This is a genomic window from Gynurincola endophyticus, from assembly GCF_003991195.1.
GTDB classification, from domain to species: Bacteria; Bacteroidota; Bacteroidia; order Chitinophagales; family Chitinophagaceae; genus Gynurincola; species Gynurincola endophyticus.
In genome coordinates this window covers 134,204-154,863 of the sequence record NZ_RCWL01000002.1, presented here as the reverse complement: position 1 = coordinate 154,863, position 20,660 = coordinate 134,204, and the positions used below count along the sequence as shown (strand labels likewise).

The 20,660-nt window shown below is 38.3% G+C and carries 18 protein-coding genes and 1 tRNA gene; 11 read left to right on the top strand and 8 right to left on the bottom strand.

Features of this window, described 5'->3' with window-relative positions:
• Nucleotides 1-20 precede the first annotated feature (20 nt).
• From D9O48_RS04625 to D9O48_RS04600, 6 genes are all read right to left on the bottom strand, one after another.
• Complete coding sequence (locus D9O48_RS04625) at nucleotides 21-758, bottom strand: lysophospholipid acyltransferase family protein (protein WP_233589184.1); 738 nt, start codon at nucleotides 756-758, stop codon at nucleotides 21-23.
• 154 nt (nucleotides 759-912) lie between these two features.
• Nucleotides 913-1,587 carry a uracil-DNA glycosylase gene (gene ung / locus D9O48_RS04620; protein ID WP_126971113.1) on the bottom strand — a complete coding sequence of 225 codons (675 nt, stop codon included), beginning with the start codon at nucleotides 1,585-1,587 and terminating at the stop codon, nucleotides 913-915.
• 10 nt (nucleotides 1,588-1,597) lie between these two features.
• Entirely contained in the window at nucleotides 1,598-2,089 is a 492-nt protein-coding gene (locus tag D9O48_RS04615; protein ID WP_126971111.1) for a hypothetical protein, read from the bottom strand.
• A gap of 49 nt (nucleotides 2,090-2,138) precedes the next feature.
• Nucleotides 2,139-2,759, bottom strand: coding sequence for an SGNH/GDSL hydrolase family protein (locus tag D9O48_RS04610; protein ID WP_126971109.1), 621 nt, complete (start codon nucleotides 2,757-2,759; stop codon nucleotides 2,139-2,141).
• 123 nt (nucleotides 2,760-2,882) lie between these two features.
• Nucleotides 2,883-5,480, bottom strand: coding sequence for a TonB-dependent receptor family protein (locus D9O48_RS04605; protein WP_126971107.1), 2,598 nt, complete (start codon nucleotides 5,478-5,480; stop codon nucleotides 2,883-2,885).
• An 80-nt stretch (nucleotides 5,481-5,560) separates the two neighbouring features.
• On the bottom strand, nucleotides 5,561-6,169 hold the full coding sequence (locus D9O48_RS04600) for a DUF445 domain-containing protein (protein ID WP_126971105.1): 609 nt from the start codon (nucleotides 6,167-6,169) through the stop codon (nucleotides 5,561-5,563).
• 25 nt (nucleotides 6,170-6,194) lie between these two features.
• On the opposite strand from D9O48_RS04600, the gene D9O48_RS04595 reads away from it, so the two are divergent.
• The 11 genes from D9O48_RS04595 to trhO all read left to right on the top strand — a co-directional run bounded on the left by D9O48_RS04595 (nucleotide 6,195) and on the right by trhO (nucleotide 18,186).
• A complete protein-coding gene (locus tag D9O48_RS04595; RefSeq protein ID WP_126971103.1) occupies nucleotides 6,195-6,383 on the top strand; it encodes a hypothetical protein in 189 nt (62 codons plus the stop codon).
• Nucleotides 6,361-6,434: transfer RNA gene (locus tag D9O48_RS04590), tRNA-His, on the top strand. The genes D9O48_RS04595 and D9O48_RS04590 overlap by 23 nt, the downstream gene beginning before the upstream one ends.
• A 150-nt stretch (nucleotides 6,435-6,584) precedes the next feature.
• On the top strand, nucleotides 6,585-8,687 hold the full coding sequence (locus D9O48_RS04585) for a carboxy terminal-processing peptidase (RefSeq protein WP_126971101.1): 2,103 nt from the start codon (nucleotides 6,585-6,587) through the stop codon (nucleotides 8,685-8,687).
• A gap of 144 nt (nucleotides 8,688-8,831) precedes the next feature.
• Nucleotides 8,832-9,347, top strand: coding sequence for a KdsC family phosphatase (locus D9O48_RS04580; RefSeq protein ID WP_126971099.1), 516 nt, complete (start codon nucleotides 8,832-8,834; stop codon nucleotides 9,345-9,347).
• Between the two features lie 97 nt (nucleotides 9,348-9,444).
• Nucleotides 9,445-10,311, top strand: coding sequence for a geranylgeranylglycerol-phosphate geranylgeranyltransferase (locus D9O48_RS04575; protein WP_233589196.1), 867 nt, complete (start codon nucleotides 9,445-9,447; stop codon nucleotides 10,309-10,311).
• A 3-nt stretch (nucleotides 10,312-10,314) separates the two neighbouring features.
• Nucleotides 10,315-10,893, top strand: coding sequence for a Maf family protein (locus D9O48_RS04570; RefSeq protein ID WP_126971095.1), 579 nt, complete (start codon nucleotides 10,315-10,317; stop codon nucleotides 10,891-10,893).
• Between the two features lie 111 nt (nucleotides 10,894-11,004).
• A complete protein-coding gene (locus D9O48_RS04565) occupies nucleotides 11,005-11,991 on the top strand; it encodes a pyruvate dehydrogenase complex E1 component subunit beta (protein WP_126971093.1) in 987 nt (328 codons plus the stop codon).
• A 354-nt stretch (nucleotides 11,992-12,345) separates the two neighbouring features.
• A complete protein-coding gene (locus tag D9O48_RS04560; protein ID WP_126971091.1) occupies nucleotides 12,346-13,509 on the top strand; it encodes a sigma-54-dependent transcriptional regulator in 1,164 nt (387 codons plus the stop codon).
• Between the two features lie 304 nt (nucleotides 13,510-13,813).
• The gene (locus D9O48_RS04555; protein WP_126971089.1) at nucleotides 13,814-16,258 is read left to right on the top strand and encodes a penicillin acylase family protein; all 2,445 of its coding nucleotides are present in this window, start codon (nucleotides 13,814-13,816) and stop codon (nucleotides 16,256-16,258) included.
• Nucleotides 16,259-16,265: 7 nt separating this feature from the next.
• Entirely contained in the window at nucleotides 16,266-16,613 is a 348-nt protein-coding gene (locus tag D9O48_RS04550) for a hypothetical protein (protein WP_126971087.1), read from the top strand.
• A 526-nt stretch (nucleotides 16,614-17,139) separates the two neighbouring features.
• A complete protein-coding gene (gene trhO, locus D9O48_RS04545; RefSeq protein WP_126971085.1) occupies nucleotides 17,140-18,186 on the top strand; it encodes an oxygen-dependent tRNA uridine(34) hydroxylase TrhO in 1,047 nt (348 codons plus the stop codon).
• A 253-nt stretch (nucleotides 18,187-18,439) separates the two neighbouring features.
• On the opposite strand, the gene D9O48_RS04540 is transcribed toward trhO, so the two are convergent.
• Together D9O48_RS04540 and D9O48_RS04535 are read right to left on the bottom strand one after the other, a co-directional pair.
• On the bottom strand, nucleotides 18,440-19,531 hold the full coding sequence (locus D9O48_RS04540; RefSeq protein WP_126971083.1) for a lactonase family protein: 1,092 nt from the start codon (nucleotides 19,529-19,531) through the stop codon (nucleotides 18,440-18,442).
• Nucleotides 19,532-19,665: 134 nt separating this feature from the next.
• Complete coding sequence (locus D9O48_RS04535; RefSeq protein WP_126971081.1) at nucleotides 19,666-20,601, bottom strand: phosphoribosylaminoimidazolesuccinocarboxamide synthase; 936 nt, start codon at nucleotides 20,599-20,601, stop codon at nucleotides 19,666-19,668.
• Between the last annotated feature and the right edge of the window lie 59 nt (nucleotides 20,602-20,660).

Sequence of the window (20,660 nt, the reverse complement as noted above, 5' to 3'; positions counted from 1 at the left end):
CCTTAATAGTAAAAAATATTCTAACTCTTCGCATTTGCTGCATAATAATTACTCATAATGTTAAATACCCGTTCTTTTAAACTGGCTACAGTGTCAGAATCTAAAGGAATGATTGGTGCTAAAAAATGAATATCGATCGGGTGGGGAAGTACATATAATCCTTCATCAGCAGGCATAATTTTTCTCGTATTGAAGATAATACCTGGAATGATTGCTTTTCCTGTTTCAAGCGATAATTTGAATGCGCCGTCATGAAACGGTTTCATCGGTTGGTCGGTTTTATTTCGGGTACCTTCGGGATACAAACACATGTGTAAGCCATCAGCTAATACCTTCTTCATTTTTCCGAAACTCTGTTTGCGTGAGTTTTCGTCTTTCCTGTCAACAATCACACTTCCGGCTTTGTAAATCAGTCCAAACAAAGGAACTTTTACGAAATCACTTTTCGCGATAGTTTTGTTTCCTCCCGGAATGGCAGGAGAAGAAACCGGGATATCCATGAAAGAATTATGATTACAGCATACAATATAGTTTTCTCCCTTAGCAAAATGTTGTCGCCCTTTAATACGCATCGGGCAACCACACAATGGAAGAAAAACGCCCATCCACACACGTGCAAATGATAAGAAGCGAACAGTTCTTTTAGGGTCGGGTAAAAAATATACAAACAGTAAAAACGGAATAAAGAATACTACCATGGTGCTAAAAAAAGCAATGGCAGTCCAGACGGCCCATATTCTTGCAAAGATTTTTTTCATCATACTATAATTTAGCCCGCTGCGAACTGATCGGTATTAGTGAGCGGATAACAGGTCTGTATTTCTCTTATTGAACGTTTCCGCAGCATAATTGTTCAAAGCGATTATTATCTTTCTTATCAAAGAATGATAAGATGAAGGTTAGATACGATTCTTACAAACTCCAATCTACCGGATCCGCCCCGTGTTGTATCAAAAACTGATTCGCCATTGAAAAATGTTTACATCCGAAAAATCCACGATCTGCAGAGAAGGGTGATGGGTGTGCTGCTTTCAGGATATAATGACCGCGGGTGATATCTATCAGGTCAACTTTTTCCTGTGCGAATTTACCCCATAACAGAAATACGACATTTTCTTTTTGTGCGGATATTGCCTGAATAACTGCATCAGTAAAACTCGCCCAGCCGATTTTAGAATGGCTCATTGGTTCGTTTGCACGAACAGTGAGAGAAGCATTTAATAACAATACGCCTTGTTTTGCCCAGGCAGTAAGATTACCATGGGTTGGGATAGGCATTCCGATATCTGTCTTTAATTCTTTGAAAATATTGACCAGTGACGGCGGTGGTTTTACACCGTCCTGTACCGAAAAGCTTAGTCCATGAGCCTGCCCGGCTCCATGATAAGGATCTTGTCCGATAATTACTACTTTGACTTCATCAAATGGAGTGAGCTCAAATGCATTAAAAATCTGGGGGCCCGGAGGAAAGATAGTAGCACCACTTGCCCGTTCCATCTTTAAATGCGTTACTATTTGTTGAAAATATGTTTTACTGAATTCGGCTTTTAAAGCCTGCTTCCAGCTGTCGTTGATTTTTACATCCATGTTCAGAGTGTTAACTTAATACAAGTAATGTAACCATGCCCACCATCACTAACGCCAGTACATAATTACCGGGTTTTACCTGCCACCTCATACGGGTTGCGGGCAGCCATAAATAAATTGCCAGAAATAAAGAAAAAAGTACTGCAATAATAGCTCCGGCCAGGTATGAATCCAGACTTTTGTCTGAAATCATCTGTGTTAAGAAGGCTACGCTTAAAGTGAGTATCATCAATGTTACGAAAACGGCAGCACTCCAGCCGAAAGATTTCTTTTGTATAATTTTTATCCCTCCTAAAAGTGCAATAATGGTAATAAATAAATCTCTGGTTTGACCTAAAAACGCGGCTCTGTCAACAATGAGCTGTTCGTTATTCATTTGAATACTGGCGGCGTTACCGTTCACTAATTCCGTAGCCATTAATCCGCCATAAACGATCGCAATAATAAAACAAATGATTGCAATCAGAATGTCAATCCAACTTAGTTTAAACTGATTTTCCACTGTTTCTCTTTTAATAGCTGCAAAATAAGAAACATTCTTCAGGAATGTTTTAATCTGTTGAATGATTATTTATCTGGTTGGTAATATAGTTAGAGACCAGCGTGGCCCATTGCATGTAGAGGTTACCGGAAGGATGGAGACCATCTTCTGCTAACAAACTCAGGTCTGTAGCCGCCATTTGAGTAAGTGGTGTAATATTGATAAAATGTGTTTGGTAATCTTTAGCAGCCGTTTCAATAATTTCATTGAAGGTTTCCAGCTCTACACTGATTTTAGAAGGATTTTTGTCAGCAGCAAACGGAGTTACCCCATAATCAGGAATACTTAGTAAAATACAATGCTGCGGTGTTTCAACAAAACTGAGCGCTGTTTCAATTAATGCAAACAGATTTTCCTTGAAATTCTGTACCGATAAACCCCGATACTGATCATTTACTCCAATCAGTAAAGTTGTATAATCAAATGCCGGTGGTAAAATTCTTTCATCGATGGCCTGCAACAATTCAGCAGTAGTCCATGCCGTTTTTGCTACAATTTCAGGAGCAGCAAACGGAATAGCTGCTTTTCGCAGTAATTGAACAGTCTGATAAGGGAAATTATGATGAAGAGGAACTGATTCCCCGATGGTGTAAGAGTCGCCTAAACATAAGAATGAATACGTTTCCTGCATAGTTGTTTTGAAATTTTAATAATACATTTCATTTAGGTAGGGCTCATCTTATAATGATACAAAAAAAACAGCACATCACCAAATGATGTGCTGTTTGCTTATGATTGTTTGATTCTGATATTATTACATATTCATATCACCACTATCCATTTCCTGGCGGTTGTTTTTACGTTTGAACAGAGATTGGTCGAACTTACCGAATCTTAAACTAAACGTAGCACGTACCACTTGCGGGTCTCTTCTTCTCCACTCATCCTGAATCATTCCGATTGCTTCAGAATGTATAATCATTTTGCGTGATCTCAGGATATCGCTCCAGTTTACAGAAAGGCTCGCCTGGTTATTACCCAGTTTAAATTCTTTTCTAACACCTAAGTCTACACCATAGTTAGCACCGATATAACCCTGAGAAGTTGAGGAGGGGCCTCCACCCATCGGGCCTCTGCCACCACCGCCAAAGCCACCGCCTTGTCCGGAATTACTGGTAGATACAGCCAATGCGGATTTAGATTTGTAATCACCGTTTAACTGAAAACTCCAGCCTTTGTTAAAACGGAAATTATTATTCAGTTTCATCGTCCAGCTCCAACGTTCATTTTCGATATCAGGCATACTGCTGGTACCATTGATTTTAGAGTAGTATAGATTACTACCTAAGTTGGTTTCCCAGAACTTAGTAATATTATTTCTGAAAATTAATTCTAAACCGCTGGCATAAGCGTCGCTGGCATTGATAAAGGTAGAAATATACGCTGTATCAAAGTCATTGCCGATTATCTCATATTTCTGGTAACGGGTAATCAGATTATTGGTATGTTTTCCGAATAAAGTAGCCAATACCATGTTGTTACTTTTACCATAAGTCCACTGATAAGATAACTCTAATGAGTTTGTAAACTCCGGAACCAGGTCAGGGTTACCGGTACTATAATTCAAGGGGTCAGAGTAGTCGGTATTCGGCATTAACTGGAAGAAACTCGGACGGTTGATTTTTCTTGAGTAGTTTACCTGGAAATCCTGATAATCGGTAATACGTTTGTTGATAAATACACTTGGGAAAAGGCTGATAGGAAATTCATTTTTGAATTTACCAATCCCTTTTTGTTCTCCATCGTAATTTGAACTCTCCGCACGTAATCCTACCTGATAACTCCATGAATCTTTTACGTTTTGTGAAAAAGTTGCATAAGCTGCGTACACATTATCAACATAGGCGTAGTCGTTCGTTAAACCCGGATTGAGCACACCGTTGAAATAGTTTTGTTGTAAACTCTCAAAGTTTCTGCTTTGTAAACGAAGTCCACCTTCCCACTTCATAAAATCATTAATAGGAGAAACGTAGTCGATCTGTGCAACGATGAAATCGTTTTTACCATTTCCTCTTACACCTTGTAATAATTCATTTGAAATAGGGGTATGGTGGCCGGCATCTGCATAATTTCTGGAGAAGATATCACTATTATTTACGTTTTTACCGTAGTTGTATGTAAGATCTGCTGTTAGTTCACGTCCGGGTTTTGTAAACAATCTTTTATAACCTATCTGGGTACCCATATTGCGCATTTCAAACTCACTGAATGTATTTCTGTATTGTGAAATGAAATTGTTATGAGTTCCTGAAGTATCGATATTAAGACGGTTATAATTCTCATTGTCGAAATTACCACGCATAATAGATTGCGTAACGGTAATCGTATTTCTATTATCAATCATGAAGTCTAAACCGAAGCGGGAAAACAAAAATCCGCCCAGGTTTTCTCCATCAGTTCTTTGATAGGTATTAATAATATCACCGTCTGCAAATTGAGTACGATCGGTTTCACCCCAGTTTTTAGATTTACGCTGGTTATAACCAAGGTTGGCGAAAAGATTTACTTTTCCCTGGCGAACGTTAATATCACCACCACCGTTTAATTTACCGTATGAGTCGATACCGGCACGGATACTACCGTTGTAACCGGTTTTACGGCTTTTCTTCATAACGATATTCAGAATACCCGACTGACCGCCGCTGGCATCGTATTTAGCGGAGGGGTTGGTGATGATTTCAATACTTTGAATGGCATCGGAAGGAATCTGATCGAGCGTTAATGTAGTGGGGCGCCCATCTACAAAAATGGTAGGAGCACTGTTTCTTAAAGAAACGTTTCCTTCTATATCCACATCCACAGATGGTACTGTACGCATTACGTCGATTGCCGTACCGCCGGTGGCGTTAATACTTTTTTCAACATTAAAGATCTTACGGTCAATTCCCATTTCCAATAAAGGCTTTGAGGCGGTAACCGTTACAGTTTCAAGGGTTTTGGCACCCGCTTCTAATTTAATATTACCTAAATCTACTTCGGTGTTTGGCATTTGACCGCTGGACGGATTAAAATTAAAGCTCACTTCATTCGTCTGGTCTTCATAACCGATGGCGGTGATATACAATTTGAACTTTCCGTTCAGGGGTAAACCACCTACTTCAAAGTTTCCGTTCGACTTGGTCAGCATCCCACCTACTAAACTGTCTTTAGTAGATTGAGTAGCCGGATCAAACTTTAAAATGTATAACTGAATGGAGGCGGCATCGATGCCTTTGTTTTTCTGGTCTACTACTTTCCCGTAAAATTTACCATTGGCAGGCGCAAAGCCACCTCTGTTTGCACCTGCTGGTGGCTGTGCATAAACAAGAGAGGCTGTAAGTACACCTACCAGTGCTGCTAAAAAATTTTTCATAATTTCTTCTTAGTGTATTAGAGTTAGACGGTGAATAGAAATAAAACCTTCGTCCTCAAATGTTAAAAAAAGTTAAAGAGTTATTTTAAGATAAATACACTTAAAATCACCTGTATAACACCGATCAGAAATCCTAATATGCCTCCGATAATTTCAATATATCTGAATTCTTTTGATAAAATCTGGTATAAAATAGATTCCAGCTTGTCTGAAGAGAAGTTTTTGACTTTCTCGTAAACAATTTTTTCCAGGTCGAGTTCATTTTTCATTGAATTAATGTACCCGCTTAAAAGCTGGGGAAATAATGCCTCTAATTCGCCCATGAAGACGGCTTTTAATTCCTGAATGGTTTTGTCGCCAATGAACATACTGATAACGGGCATTTTTTCTTTGAGGCGAACACGTAAAAAATCGTCGATATGGGTTTCAACGAGGGGTAAAACCTTTTGTACATTAGCAGGATTGGCAATTTTTTGTTCAATATCAGCAAATGAGAGCAGTTCGTCACTTACCAACTTTCCGAGTTTTTGGGCAAATGCATCCTGGCGCTTGGGAAATACGCCTTGTAGTTTATATCCTAAAATGTTAACGGGTTGTTTAGGATGAAATAACATTCTGATTGCTATCAGATTCGTAATCCAACCGATAAAACCTGCGATGATCGGTATAATAATAAGTGTCCAGCTCATGTTTGTTTTTTATAAATGCCTGCAAATGTATAAAAGTAATTTGGAAACTGGTTTTTTGATGAAATCTAATATGGGATTGCTTCCTGCGGGGGAGCAAACTGAAAATGAAAACTTTACACAAAAAAAGTTTAAAAAAATAACAAAAAGTTTTTGTGCGAATATTAAACTTATCTATCTTTGCAACGCAAACGGTGGTCATAGCTCAGCTGGTTAGAGCGTCGGATTGTGGTTCCGAAGGTCGTGGGTTCGAACCCCATTGGTCACCCAAAAGGCTAAAGCTTTAAAGCTTTAGCCTTTTTATTTCCGGTCTATTTTGTTAACTTACTCTTTAATAGTTGTTAAACTATAAATAATTTCAAACCTTTCTGACCTAGAATGTTTTATATTTGGTAGGATGTCTAAAGTTTTTAAAAATATGTTTAATAGAAGAAACCTTCCCTTTATTGCAGTATTGGTAGGCCTCGCCCTTTTGATAACAGTCAACACATTAGGTAGAAGTAGTAAAGAGGACCCCTCTCCGAATGAAATGATTCTGAGAAATGTAGCCGTGTATCTGCAACAGCTGCACTATAGCCCTAAACAAATAAATGACGAATTTTCCCAAAATATATTCAATAAATACCTGAACGATCGTTTAGATCCGCAAAAGAATATTTTTATTCAGCAGGATATTAATGATTTAAGCGAATATAAATTAACACTGGACGATGAAATTCTGGGAGCACCCATCAAATTCGTACCGGCAGTGTACAATATCTACCAAAAAAGAATTCGTGAAACGGAAGCTTTGTATAAAGACATTTTAAGCAAACCGTTCGACTTCTCTAAGAATGAAACCTATGCCGTAGATGCTGATAAAAAGAGCTTTCCTTTAAACGAGGCTCAAAGACGAACTGAATGGACGAAACGTTTGAAATACCTGGCATTAAATCGTTATGTTGATCTGGTAATGGAGAATGAAACCAGTGAGAATAAAAAACGCCCTAAAGATTCATTAGAACTGGACGCCAGAAATTATGTGCTGAAACTGATGAACAGAACCTACGATCGTTTTAAAACAAAATATAACGAACAGGAACAATTCAATGATTATGTAAAAACAATCGCTGAATATATCGATCCGCATACTACTTACATGCCGCCTGTAGATAAAAGATATTTTGAAGAGCAGATGAGCGGTAGCTTTTTCGGTATCGGAGCTTCTTTGCAGGAATCTGATGGTAACATAAAAATTACTTCAGTTCTGGTGGGTAGCCCCGCATGGAAATCAAAAGAAATAGCCGTTGGTGACCTGATCGTAAAAGTAGCACAGGGAAAAGAAGAGCCGATTGATATTGTTGGTTATTTTGTAGAAGATGCAGTAAAAGTAATTCGTGGCCAGAAAGGTACGGAAGTTCGTATCTGGTTAAAAAAACAAGATGGTTCAATTAAAGAAGTTTCTTTAATCAGAGATAAAATTATTCAGGACGAAACCTTTGCCAAATCTGCTATTATTGAAAAAGACGGAAAAAAAATCGGATATATTTATCTGCCTGAATTCTATGCGCCATTTACCGAAGAAGGCGGGCAATATAGCTCTGAAGATGTAAAAGCAGCATTGGTAAAACTCAATGAGTCAAAAGTAGAGGGTGTCATCATCGACCTTCGTAATAACGGTGGCGGTGTGCTGCGCGAAGTGGTGAAAATGGTAGGTTATTTTATCGACCAGGGGCCTGTAGTACAGGTGCAGGATAGAAATAAACGTCCTTACATTCATAATGATACAGAAAAAGGAATTGTTTTTAACGGACCAGTCACTGTAATGATCAATGAGTTCAGTGCTTCGGCTTCTGAAATATTTGCAGCTGCTATTCAGGATTATAAACGTGGTGTAATTATAGGAAGTACTTCTTCATATGGTAAAGGAACTGTACAAAGAGTGTTGGGAATTGACCAGGCAACAGGATTTTTTAATACCGATTCTGAATTAGGAACTTTAAAATTAACCATTCAGAAATATTATCGTATCAACGGTGGGTCTACTCAGTTAAAAGGAGTAGAATCTGATATCATCCTTCCTGATTTGTACGAATATGCAAAATTCAGAGAGAAAGATGTGAAAGAAGCATTAGAATGGGATGAAATTAAAAAAGCAACTTATCAGGAATGGCCGATGAATTATGACCTGCAACTGGTGAAACAAAAAAGTGAAGAAAGAGTAGCACAGAATAAAGCATTCCAGCTCATTAAAAATAATGCTGAGTGGCTGGCAGGTGAAAAAGATAGCATTGTTTCATTGCAATTAGACAGTGCACTGAAAGAGCGTAAAAAATCAAAAGAAATTACCAAATCAATTGATGAAGCTTTAAAAGATAAAGTAATCTTAAGCGTGAAAGCTTTTCCTGCTGATATAGAGAAAGTGGCGAATGATACAGCAAAAGCAGATCGTTTCAAAGACTGGATCAAGTCATTGAGCGAAAATGATATTTATCTGAGAGAAACGGTCAGTATCATGAATGATATGATCAAAAAGCAATAAAAACTTAACATTCTGAGCAGAACGGATATTGTTCTGTGATATATAATTCTACCTGAAGCAGTGTTGTTCCGGCTATTTGAGATTTCAACCTCGAATAGCTGGAACAACATTTTTTTTGACGTACATTTGTTTGAACCTACAGCTATGTTAGATCAATTAAAGAATATTAAAGCCTTTGTGTTCGATATGGACGGCGTTTTAACCGACGGAAGTCTTACCGTACATCCGGAAGGTGAACTGATCCGCACCATGAACGTAAAAGACGGCTATGCGATGCAGTTTGCCATCAAAAGAGGGTATAAGATGGCTGTAATTTCAGGTGGCGTATCGCAACCAGCCGAAATAAGGTTTCAAAAATTAGGATTAACCGCTATTCATATGGGCGTGAGAGATAAGGTAGAAGTGCTTAAACGCTTCATGAGTGAAGAAGGCATTAATGCGGGAGAAGTACTTTATGTGGGGGATGATATTCCTGATCTGGAAGTGATGCAAATGGTAGGAGTAAGTGCCTGCCCCCATGACGCTGTACCGGAAATCCAGGCAATCGCACATTATATCTCACCGGTTGCAGGTGGCAAAGGTTGTGTGCGCGAAATCATTGAGAAAGTATTAAAACTCCAGAAAAAATGGGTAGCTGATACCCATATTCCCAGTACATAAATAAGTATAGAGAAAAGCTTATAGCATGCATATTGTTACTGCCTTTTTTAAATTAATTAGAAGTCTGAACTTACTGTTCATTGTGCTTACACAATGCATGTTTTTGTTTTTTATAGCACAGCCGATATTAGGTGAAACTCCTCTAACCGATATATTGCCTTTACCTGCAATTATATCGCTCATTGTAGCTGGCGTGCTGATTGCCGCAGGCGGAAATGTTATTAATGATTACTTTGATATCAATATAGATATTATTAATAAACCCGAACGACGAATCATTGATAAATATATCAGGAGAAGATGGGCTATCGTATGGCATTTAATGTTCTCATTTGCCGGCATTTTATTAACCGGTTATGCTGCCTGGAAAACAGGTGCCTGGTGGATGTTGCTCGGCAATATCGGAACTGTACTTGTTTTGTGGATGTACAGTGCTTCTTTCAAAAAGAAACTATTAAGCGGTAATATTATTATTTCATTACTCACAGCATGGGTAATTCTGATCGTTGGGGGATGGATTCATTTTGTGATTATTACGCGCTTCCCTGAACTGGAGGTGAATACAGGTAAACTATTAAGACTGACCTTCCTCTATGCCGGATTTGCATTTATTATTTCTATCGTCAGAGAAGTCATCAAAGATATTGAAGACCGTAAAGGAGATCAGAAATACGGTTGTAAAACAATGCCGATTGTTTGGGGGATACAAGTCTGCAAAATATTCATTATTACCTGGCTGATTATACTAATTGCCGCTATTGCCGGATTAATTGTATACGTTTTACCTTATCAGTGGTGGTATGCGATCGTTTATTGTATTATTTTCATTTTAGCACCTCTCATGAAAATAGTTAAAGGTGTTTATCATGCACAAACGGTGGCGGAATTTACAAAACTCAGCTCGCAGGTAAAAATTGTAATGCTATTCGGTATTCTGTCGATGGTGTTTTTTAAAATTTACTAAATTATGTACCGTTATCAATATCCTGTTGTTTTGGCTTCAGCGTCACCCAGGCGAAAACAACTGCTGGAATGGGCTGCCATCCCCTTTGAAGTGGAAGTGGCTAATACCGATGAAATTATTCCTGAAAATACCCCTGTAACGGAAGTTCCTATCCTGATTGCAGCTGAAAAAGCCGGTGCAATTCAAAAAAAACATTCGCAACCGTCTATCATTATCGCTGCCGACACCATTGTTGTGGCGAATGAACAGATTTTAGGAAAACCTCAGAACCGCACGGAGGCCCTCGAAATGCTGGCTTTGTTAAACGGAAAAAACCATACGGTGATTACCGGAGTATATATTATTACTCCGAACGAAAATATCCGTTTTTCCAGTTCTACCGAAGTGAGCTTTAACTTGCTAACGCCCGCTGAGCTTGAGTTCTATGTAGATCAATATCAGCCCTACGATAAGGCCGGGGCCTATGCTATACAGGAATGGATCGGTGCCGTGGGCATTGAAAAAATAACCGGAGACTTCTACAATGTGATGGGACTACCTGTTCATGAGGTATTTGCAGCCCTAAAAAAGTTCAGACTGTAACTTATGTAGAGTAAAAATTATGAATTATCTTTAATCCCCGGTTGACTAAGATTTGTTTATATGCCTATCAACCAATAATTTTGCACAACTTTCTAAATAATAAAAACCGGAATGGCAAGAGTTATCGCATATCGTGAGGCGCTTCGTGAAGCGATGAACGAAGAAATGAGAAAAGACCCGAATATCTTCTTAATGGGTGAAGAAGTAGCAGAATACAATGGTGCTTACAAAGTGAGCCAGGGTATGTTAGCTGAGTTCGGCCCTAAAAGAGTAATCGATACCCCAATTGCAGAATTAGGTTTTGCTGCTATCGCAGTAGGCGCTGCACAAAACGGACTACGTCCGATTGTAGAGTTCATGACATGGAACTTCGCTGTATTGGCGATGGACCAGATCCTGAACACTGCATCTAAGATGTTAGCCATGAGTGGTGGTCAGATCAGCTGTCCTATTGTTTTCCGCGGACCAAACGGTTCTGCAGGTCAGTTGGGAGCACAGCACTCTACAGCATTTGAAAGTTATTACGCTAATATCCCTGGTATTAAAGTAATATCTCCTTCAAACCCTTACGATGCAAAAGGCTTGTTGAAAGCTGCAATTCTTGATAATGACCCGGTAATGTTCATGGAAAGTGAACAAATGTATGGCGATAAAGGAGAAGTTCCTGAAGGCGAATACATTATCCCAATCGGTAAAGCTGATATTAAAAAAGCCGGTAGAGACGTAACCATCGTTTCTTATAACAAAATGATGAAAGTTGCTTTGGGTGCTGCAGCTGAATTAGAAAAAGAAGGTATCAGCGCTGAAGTAATCGACTTACGTACTATCCGTCCTCTGGACTGGCATACTATCGTTGAAAGCGTTAAAAAAACGAACCGTCTGGTGATTGTTGAAGAACAATGGCCAATGTGTTCAATCTCTTCTGAAATCGCTTATCGTATTCAGAAAGAAGCTTTCGATTATTTAGATGCACCTGTATTAAGAATTACCGCAGCAGATGCTCCTTTACACTACGCTCCAAACCTTGTAGCAGCAGCTTTACCTGATGTTCCAAGAACAGTGAAACTGGTGAAAGACGTGATGTACAGAAAGAAATAATCAACTGATTATATAAATAAAAAAACCGGAACTAGTTCCGGTTTTTTTTATGAATTTTAATGATTATTTTAATAGCCTGGCGGTGTTGATGATCACTAACAGAAGTCCTAAATTAGTAGCCATAAATAAACTGCCAACTAAAAAAACTTTCCAGAAAATGTTTGAATTTGCGTACGTTGTTTGTGGGTTCATAGGTGATGGGTTTGGGTTTTAACTAAATTACACCGAACTTTAAGAATTAACGAATATTCTACATAAAATATTGAGGCAATACATATTTTTATGTAGAGGTTTATACAGAAAAGCAAACAGCCAAATTGGTAAAATTCTTTAATAAAAAACGATATTAAAAATATGCCTAATATATTGCTGATCGATGATGAAAGAGCAATTCGTAAAACGTTGGGTGAAATCTTAATTTACGAAGGGTACAAATTAGATGAGGCGGTAGACGGAGAAGACGGCTTAAAACAGTTCAAGGAAAAAACTTATGACCTCGTTTTGTGCGATATCAAAATGCCAAAACTTGACGGAATGGAGTTTCTGGAAAAAGCACGTGCTATTAATCCTGACGTTCCTATTGTAATGATTTCTGGTCATGGTACCATCGAAACAGCCGTTGAAGCAGTAAAAAAAGGCGCTTACGACTATATCAGTAAACCACCCGATTTAAATCGTTTGTTGATCACGATTCGTAATGCAATGGATAAAACGCAGCTCGTTGCAGAAACCAAAGTGTTAAAAAGAAAAGTCAGCAAAGTTGCCGAAATGATCGGCGAATCAGACCCTATGGTACATATCAGGGCAACTATCGATAAAGTTGCTCCGACCGACGCAAGAGTACTGGTTTTGGGTGAAAACGGCGTAGGTAAAGAGTTGGTGGCCAGATGGATTCATGAAAAAAGTAATCGCGCAGCATCTCCGATTATTGAAGTGAACTGTGCCGCTATTCCGAGCGAACTAATTGAAAGTGAGCTGTTCGGACATGAAAAAGGCTCCTTTACTTCAGCGGTTAAACAAAGAATTGGAAAATTCGAACAAGCTAACGGCGGTACACTCTTCCTCGATGAAATCGGTGATATGAGCCTGAGCGCACAGGCAAAAGTGCTCAGAGCACTCCAGGAAGGTAAAATCACCCGTGTGGGCGGTGAAAAAGATATTAATGTTGATGTAAGAGTGATTGCCGCTACCAATAAAGATTTATTGAAAGAAGTGGAAGAGAAAAATTTCCGCCTCGATTTATATCACCGGCTCAGTGTAATTATCGTAAAAGTTCCTTCACTCAACGAAAGAAAAGGAGATATTCCTCTACTGGTAGATAAATTTTTATCAGATATCTGTGCCGATTATGGCATTACTAAAAAAGTAATTACTGATGATGCCATTGATGCTTTAAAAGAGCATAACTGGACCGGTAATATCCGCGAATTACGCAACGTGGTAGAACGTCTGATTATTCTTTCCGGTAAGTCTATTAATGGAGAGGATGTGAAGAATTATGTTTTGCCGAAAATTTAATAAGTTATAAGATTTATAAATCCCGTATATAATGGTAGTAGTAAATACTCATTGTATACGGGATTTTTATATTTATGGCATTTTTTCCATAAGACCTCTTACCTTTTCTGTAAGGGTAAATACTTGTTGCGATAAACGGGCTTTAAAGATGCGCAGGCTACTTCTTATCAAACGGTTTTGACAAAGATCAAAACTGGCCAAATTTCTTAGAATAGAAGAGTGATATTTTTGTAATCTATTGAGAATCGGTTAAATAATTTAATAAAAAGATCTATTTTTATTCTCAAACCCTCTCTATTAACTTATGAAATGGATTTCTTTTTCAATTTCTGCATTGGTTTTAGCAGCATTGATTTACGCATTAGACAGGCCTTGGGGGGCAATTCCTGCATTGGGAAAACTGTTAAGTCCGCAACATGGTTTCTGGCAGAATGCTGAATCTTACGATAAAGATTGGTCAAACACTTATCAGTTTAATCACTTAAACGGAAAGGTGGAAGTATTACTGGATGAGAGAATGGTGCCACATATTTTTGCAGAGCATGATGAAGATGCTTATTTTGTTCAGGGATATTTACATGCACAGTTCAGATTATGGCAAATGGAGTTTCAAATCTATGCCGCATCAGGTAGATTGTCTGAAATTCTTGGCTTCGGAAACGATAGCCTTTATCTGAAAGTTGACCTCGGAATGCGTAGACTGGGAATGGTATACGCTGCTGAACAGGCCCTCAAAGAAATGGAAAGTGATCCTGCCTCTAAGTTAATGCTCGATAATTATACTGCAGGGTTTAATGCTTATGTACAGCATCTGCAATGGAAAGACCTGCCTTTAGAATATAAATTATTGAATTATACTCCTGAAAAATGGACTAATCTGAAGTCGGCCATTTTTCTGAAAATGATCTCTTACGATTTAACTGCTAGAGATAACGATATTGAATACACTAATCTCTTAAAAACACTGGGCCCGGATATGTTTGAAAAAATGTATCCTGTTACGAGTGACTCTCTCGATCCGATTATTCCTAAAGGAACTTTTTTTGAAAAGTCGCCCATTGATTTAAGTGTTCCTGCACATATTCATGATAGTACGCATGCATGGGGCGTATTGCTGGAAAAAGAGATGACTGAGCCACATCCCGGAAATGGTTCTAATAACTGGGCGGTAAGTGGTTCACGTACTGCCAGTGGAAAACCGATTCTTTGTGATGACCCTCACCTGGGAATGAACCTTCCCGCACTCTGGTTTGAAATACAGATTAAAACGCCGCAACAAAATGTATATGGCGTCAGTTTCCCCGGAGCACCCGGTGTGATTATCGGTTTTAATGATTCTATTTCATGGGGCGTTACCAATGGTAGCAGAGACGTACGCGATTATTACAAAATTCATTTTGAAGATCAGACCCGTCAAAAGTATTGGTACAACGGCGAGCTGCGGAATACAACCCAGCGTCCTGAAAAAATTACAGGTAAAAACGGCCAGGTATATATCGATACCGTTGATTATACGCATTTTGGTCCGGTAGCACGACAATTATTCCAGGGTGCGAAAGATAAAGTATATGCTGAGTATGCAGTAAGATGGAAAGCACACGATCCGAGTAATGAGTTAAAAGCCTTCTATATGCTGAACCGTGCAAAAAATTATGATGAATACCTGACTGCTATCAGAAACTTTAAAACACCTGTGCAGAATTTTGTATTTGCATCAGCAACAAATGATATTGCTATCTGGCAACAAGGAGAATATCCTGCTAAATGGAGACGCCAGGGTGATTTTTTAATGGATGGAAAAGATTCTACTTATGAGTGGAGAGGGATGATTCCTGAAACGCAGAACCCTCATCAGAAAAATCCTGCACGCGGATTTGTAAGTTCAGCCAATCAGTATCCTACTGACACTACTTATCCTTATTATCTGGGCGGCGATCATCCTCCGTACAGAGGAAAAATTATCAATTTCTACCTGAGCGATATGAACGGAGTAACGGTAGAGGATATGATGTATCTGCAAAATCAGAATTACAACTACTATGCAGAACTGGCTGTTCCTGTGCTGATCAATCATTTGAATCGTGATTATCTTGATGAAAAAGGATGGAAGTATTTTGAAATGATCAGAATATGGAACCGCAAGAATGATCCCGAAGAAAAAGGTGCTACCATCTTTACTATCTGGGCAAAAAAATTCAGAGAACTGACTTATGCCGATGAACTGGCAAAAGTTCCGGATCCGAAAAGAATGCCTTATGAAAATATTCATATTGAAGCTATCCTCAAAGATACCAACTATCTATTTTTAGATGATATCACTACTGAAGTGAAAGAAGGATTGAGCGATATCGTTACCCGGGCTTTTATTGAAACAACTGAAGTACTGGAGAAAATGGAAAATGAAAATAAAGGTTCATTAGCCTGGTATCAATACAATAATGCCAGTGTAAATCACTTGTTGAAACTTCCCGTATTCTCGTATAATAAATTGTATACCGGCGGAGGTGTACACATTATCAATGCGGTGAGTGGAAATCATGGGCCTAGCTGGAGAATGATAGTACATATGACAGATCCTGTTGAAGCTTATGGAATATATCCGGGTGGACAGGTAGGTAACCCCGGTAGTAAGTTCTATGACCAGTTTATTAATGACTGGGCTGCAGGCAGATATTACAAATTGTTGTTTTTGAAAGAAGCCGATGGCACCCATCCGGCAGTTAAATTTAAACAAACCTTCTCTAAATAATTAGTATATGAAATATATAGTAGCATTATTGCTTACCTGTTTACTGGCATTTGCATTGTCATTGTACTTGCCCTGGTATGCTATTGCTATCGCTGCCTTTGTAGTGGCGGCTTGTATCCACCAAACTCCTTTTAAAGCATTTTCAGCAGGTTTTGTGGGTATATTTTTTTTGTGGACTGTTGTGAGTTTTTATTTAAACTGGCAAAACAAAAGCCTTTTAAGTACGAAAATGGCCAATCTTTTTCCGTTGGATGGAGAAGGTTTCGGTTTACTGGTTATAGCCGCTTTAATCGGAGGAATAGTGGGTGGAACCGCAGCTCTGACGGGCTCCTATTTCAGACGCATGCTGAACTAAACAAAAATATAAGCCGAGGTATTTATTTGGGGACTTTTATCAACACAGTTTTGTTCGCAACTTATTAAGTACCAATATGCTGGATAGGTAATAGTTTCGTTTCATCCTAATTTGTCAAGAGAAAAAGACTCTTTTATTGACCTCAGACAATGCTTTTATTTAAAGCATCTAAAAAATAAAAGTGAAATCGATATTCAGTGAATTTCAAGTAGATACGTCATTCGTGGCATCTGCTTTGTAATTACTATATTGGTTTTTCATAGGATATTGGATTTAAAAGTGGGGACTGATTTCTATCAGACCCCTTTTTTTATGCACACCTTAGAAATCGAGTGGAGAAGTAAGTAATCGGTTTGATCACCCGTTCTTGATTCAAATATTGCGTAGCCGTTTTCAATTCTCAATGATCGACTTCTTCACACTATTGTGCTGACGAAAATCATCTCTTTAAATTACTGTTTGTTGTATCTTTGCATCGGTTCAAAATTTTGACCGTCAGGCATACGGTCGCAAAATTTTAAAGTTTATGGCAATTTTACACAATCGGGTTTCTCAAAAGGAACTCAAAGAAAAGTTATTTCAAGAAACGACTCCGCGAAAAACGATCTCATTTTATCATTATTTTCCTATCGCAGATCCTCATCAATTCAGAGATGACCTCTATAAACACTTATATGAGTTAAAGGTATTCGGGCGCATTTATGTGGCTAATGAAGGTATAAATGCTCAAATCAGTGTTCCTGAAACGAACTTCGAGGCATTTAAGAATTTTTTATATAGTATAGCACCGTTGAATAATCTGCGGTTGAACATAGCCGTTGATGACGATGGTAAATCATTCTGGGTATTAAAAATTAAAGTAAGAGAAAAAATCGTAGCTGACGGAATTGAAGATCCTTCGTTCAATATGGAACAGAAAGGAAAGTATGTGAATGCCGAGCAGATGAATGAGTTTTTACAGGATCCGGATACGATAGTAATTGACATGCGCAATCACTACGAATACGAGGTAGGGCACTTTGTAAATGCATTGGAAGTTCCCAGTGATACTTTCAGAGACCAGCTGCCGATGGCTGTTGATATGCTGAAAGACCAGAAAGACAAAAACATTATCATGTACTGCACAGGGGGCATTCGTTGTGAAAAAGCCAGTGCTTATATGTTACATGCAGGTTTTGATAATGTGTATCATCTGGAAGGTGGTATTATCAACTACGCGCGTCAGGTGAAAGATGCTGGCCTGGAAAGTAAATTCATTGGTAAAAATTTTGTATTTGATAATCGTTTAGGCGAGCGGATTACTGAAGATATCATCTCAAAATGCCATCAATGCGGAAAACCATGTGATACGCATACCAATTGTTTAAATGACGCCTGTCACTTATTATTTATTCAATGTAAAGAATGTGCTGAAAAATTTGAAGGAACCTGTAGTACGGAATGTTTCGAATTCATTCATTTGTCAGAAGAAGAGCAGAAAGAAAAACGTAAAGGCATTGATAAAGGAAGAAATATTTTTAATAAATCAAAAGCCAGACTCAGACCCAAAATTCAACCTGGTGACTTACACTAAGTAAGTGTGTAAGCGTATCGATATAATATTTGGTAAATCCGGTAATTTTTCGTATCTTATTAGTAAGAGGCTTTATGTTGGAAATTGAAAATTGAGAATGAAGAATTGAGAATGGAAAGTGTATACTAATTCTTTGTAATTGAACACTGCAAATTGTGTTAAACTCAAAACTGCGTAACCGTTTTTAATTCTTAACTCTCAATTCTCAATCGCCTTAACTCTTTCTTATTAAAGGAATTAAGAATTTTCTTTTCTAATCTTTATGAATCATACACACCGGCTGAATGATATTTTCCAGATGATTGTAATACTCAATTTCTCCTGATTTTTTATCCCGCTTAAAAACAACAATTTTATTGCTGTTCTGATTCTCTATCATTAACCAGTTATCATCTTTACTGATAAAGAAATTACGGGGAGTTTTTCCTCCGGTTGCATGGATATTTTTTTGTTTAATACTTCCGTTATGCTGAATTTCAAACAGTGTAATACTGTTTAACTGGTCGCGAAGCGTGGCATACAAATGTTTTCCGTCATGGCTGACATGAATATCCGCTGCTGTAAACCGGCCTTGAAATCCGTTGGGTAATGCACTTACACTTTCAATATATTGAAACGCTGGATTGGTATAATGATAAACATCCACCATTCCGTTTAGTTCTCCTAAGATATACAACCACTTTCCATTCGGATGGAAAGCGATATGTCTTGGCCCGCCTCCTTGCGCAAAGGGTATATTTTTTGAATAGTCAGGTAGTAGTTCTCCGGTTTTTTCGTTAAAAGTGTACACTTTTACAGTGTCGATACCCAGGTCGGGAACCAATAAAAATTTGTTGTCGGGAGTAAATACCGTAGAATGCACATGTGCTGCTTCCTGACGTTCTTTATTCGTACTTTTTCCGGTATGTTGCAGCGTAGATACGGGGTCGCTGATACTACCATCGTCCTTGATTTTATAGAGCGTAAGGTTTCCTGAACTATAATTACCAACAGTCAGCCATTGTTCTGTTTTGTCTAAACTAATGTAACAGGGGTGTTTTCCATTGGTCGTTTGTGTAGAAAATATTTCGAAACGATTATCTGCATTTTTTCTGATGGCATGCACTTTCCCTTCTGTGTTTTCTTCAACAGCATATAAAATTTCTTTTTTACTGTAAGTTAAAAAAGAAGCCTGCGGTATTGCCACGCTGTCTACAATCTTTAAAGAAGCATCGTTTGCGTTAAACTGAAGCAAATGTATCCCGAAGGGTGATTCTTGTGTATAGGAGCCTACCCATAACTTTTGTTGTGCTGTTAATGCAATACTTACCGGCAAGCAAATGCATAAAAACATGTATTTTTTCATGTCGTTTGATTCGTATTAGATATTATGAATATACAATAAAAAAGGCTCTCAGAAAAGTTCTGAGAAGCCTTTTAGTAAGTTATATCAGTAAAAGTTTACTGTAAGTTGAACTACAGTGATATTGCGCAGTAATATCAATGTAATGATTGATACTGTTCTAAAGCTTTTACCACTTTTGCTTCTAATTCTTCATCACTGATCGGTTCCGGTTTGAAAGTTTCACCGATCACGCGCTCATAAAGCTCAATATAGCGGTTTGAGATAGTCTGAATCCATTCAGGAGACATGTATGGGACGGTTTGACCTTCCTTACCCATAAAATTATTGGCAATCAACCATTCTCTTACGAATTCTTTACTTAACTGTTTTTGTCTTTCGCCTTTTGCCTGACGGTCTTCAAACCCCTCAGCATAAAAATATCTTGATGAGTCTGGTGTATGTATCTCATCCATCAGGTAGATGGTATCCCCGATTTTACCAAATTCATATTTTGTATCAACGAGAATAAGCCCGCGTTTAGCAGCAATTTCTTTTCCTCTTGCAAAAAGTGCCAGTGTATACTTTTCAAGTTGCGCCCATTCTTCGGCAGTACACAGCCCTTGTTTAATAATTTCTTCTTTAGAGATATCTTCATCGTGACCTTCTGAAGCTTTGGTAGAAGGAGTAATGATTGGGGTAGGGAAGTAGTCATTTTCTTTCATTCCCTCGGGCATGGTTACACCGCAAAGTATTCTTGTTCCGGATGCATAAGTTCTCCAGGCATGGCCGGTAAGGTTACCTCTTACAACCATTTCAATTTTAAACGGAGTGCATCTTTTTCCGATAGAAACCTGAGGAGCAGGCGAGTGTAGTAGCCAGTTCGGACAAATATCTTCTGTTGCTTTCAGCATATAAGCAGCAATCTGATTTAATACTTGTCCTTTATAAGGAATCGGTTCCGGTAAGATAACATCAAATGCCGAAATACGGTTAGATGCGATCATCACCAATAAATTTTCATTAATAGAGTATACATCGCGTACTTTACCGCGATAGAAATTTGTTTGATGTGGGAACTGAAATAATTTCATGAGGCAAAATTAATTCTTAGTAATGAAATTCAAGCATTTTCATGGAAAATAGGTAGAAT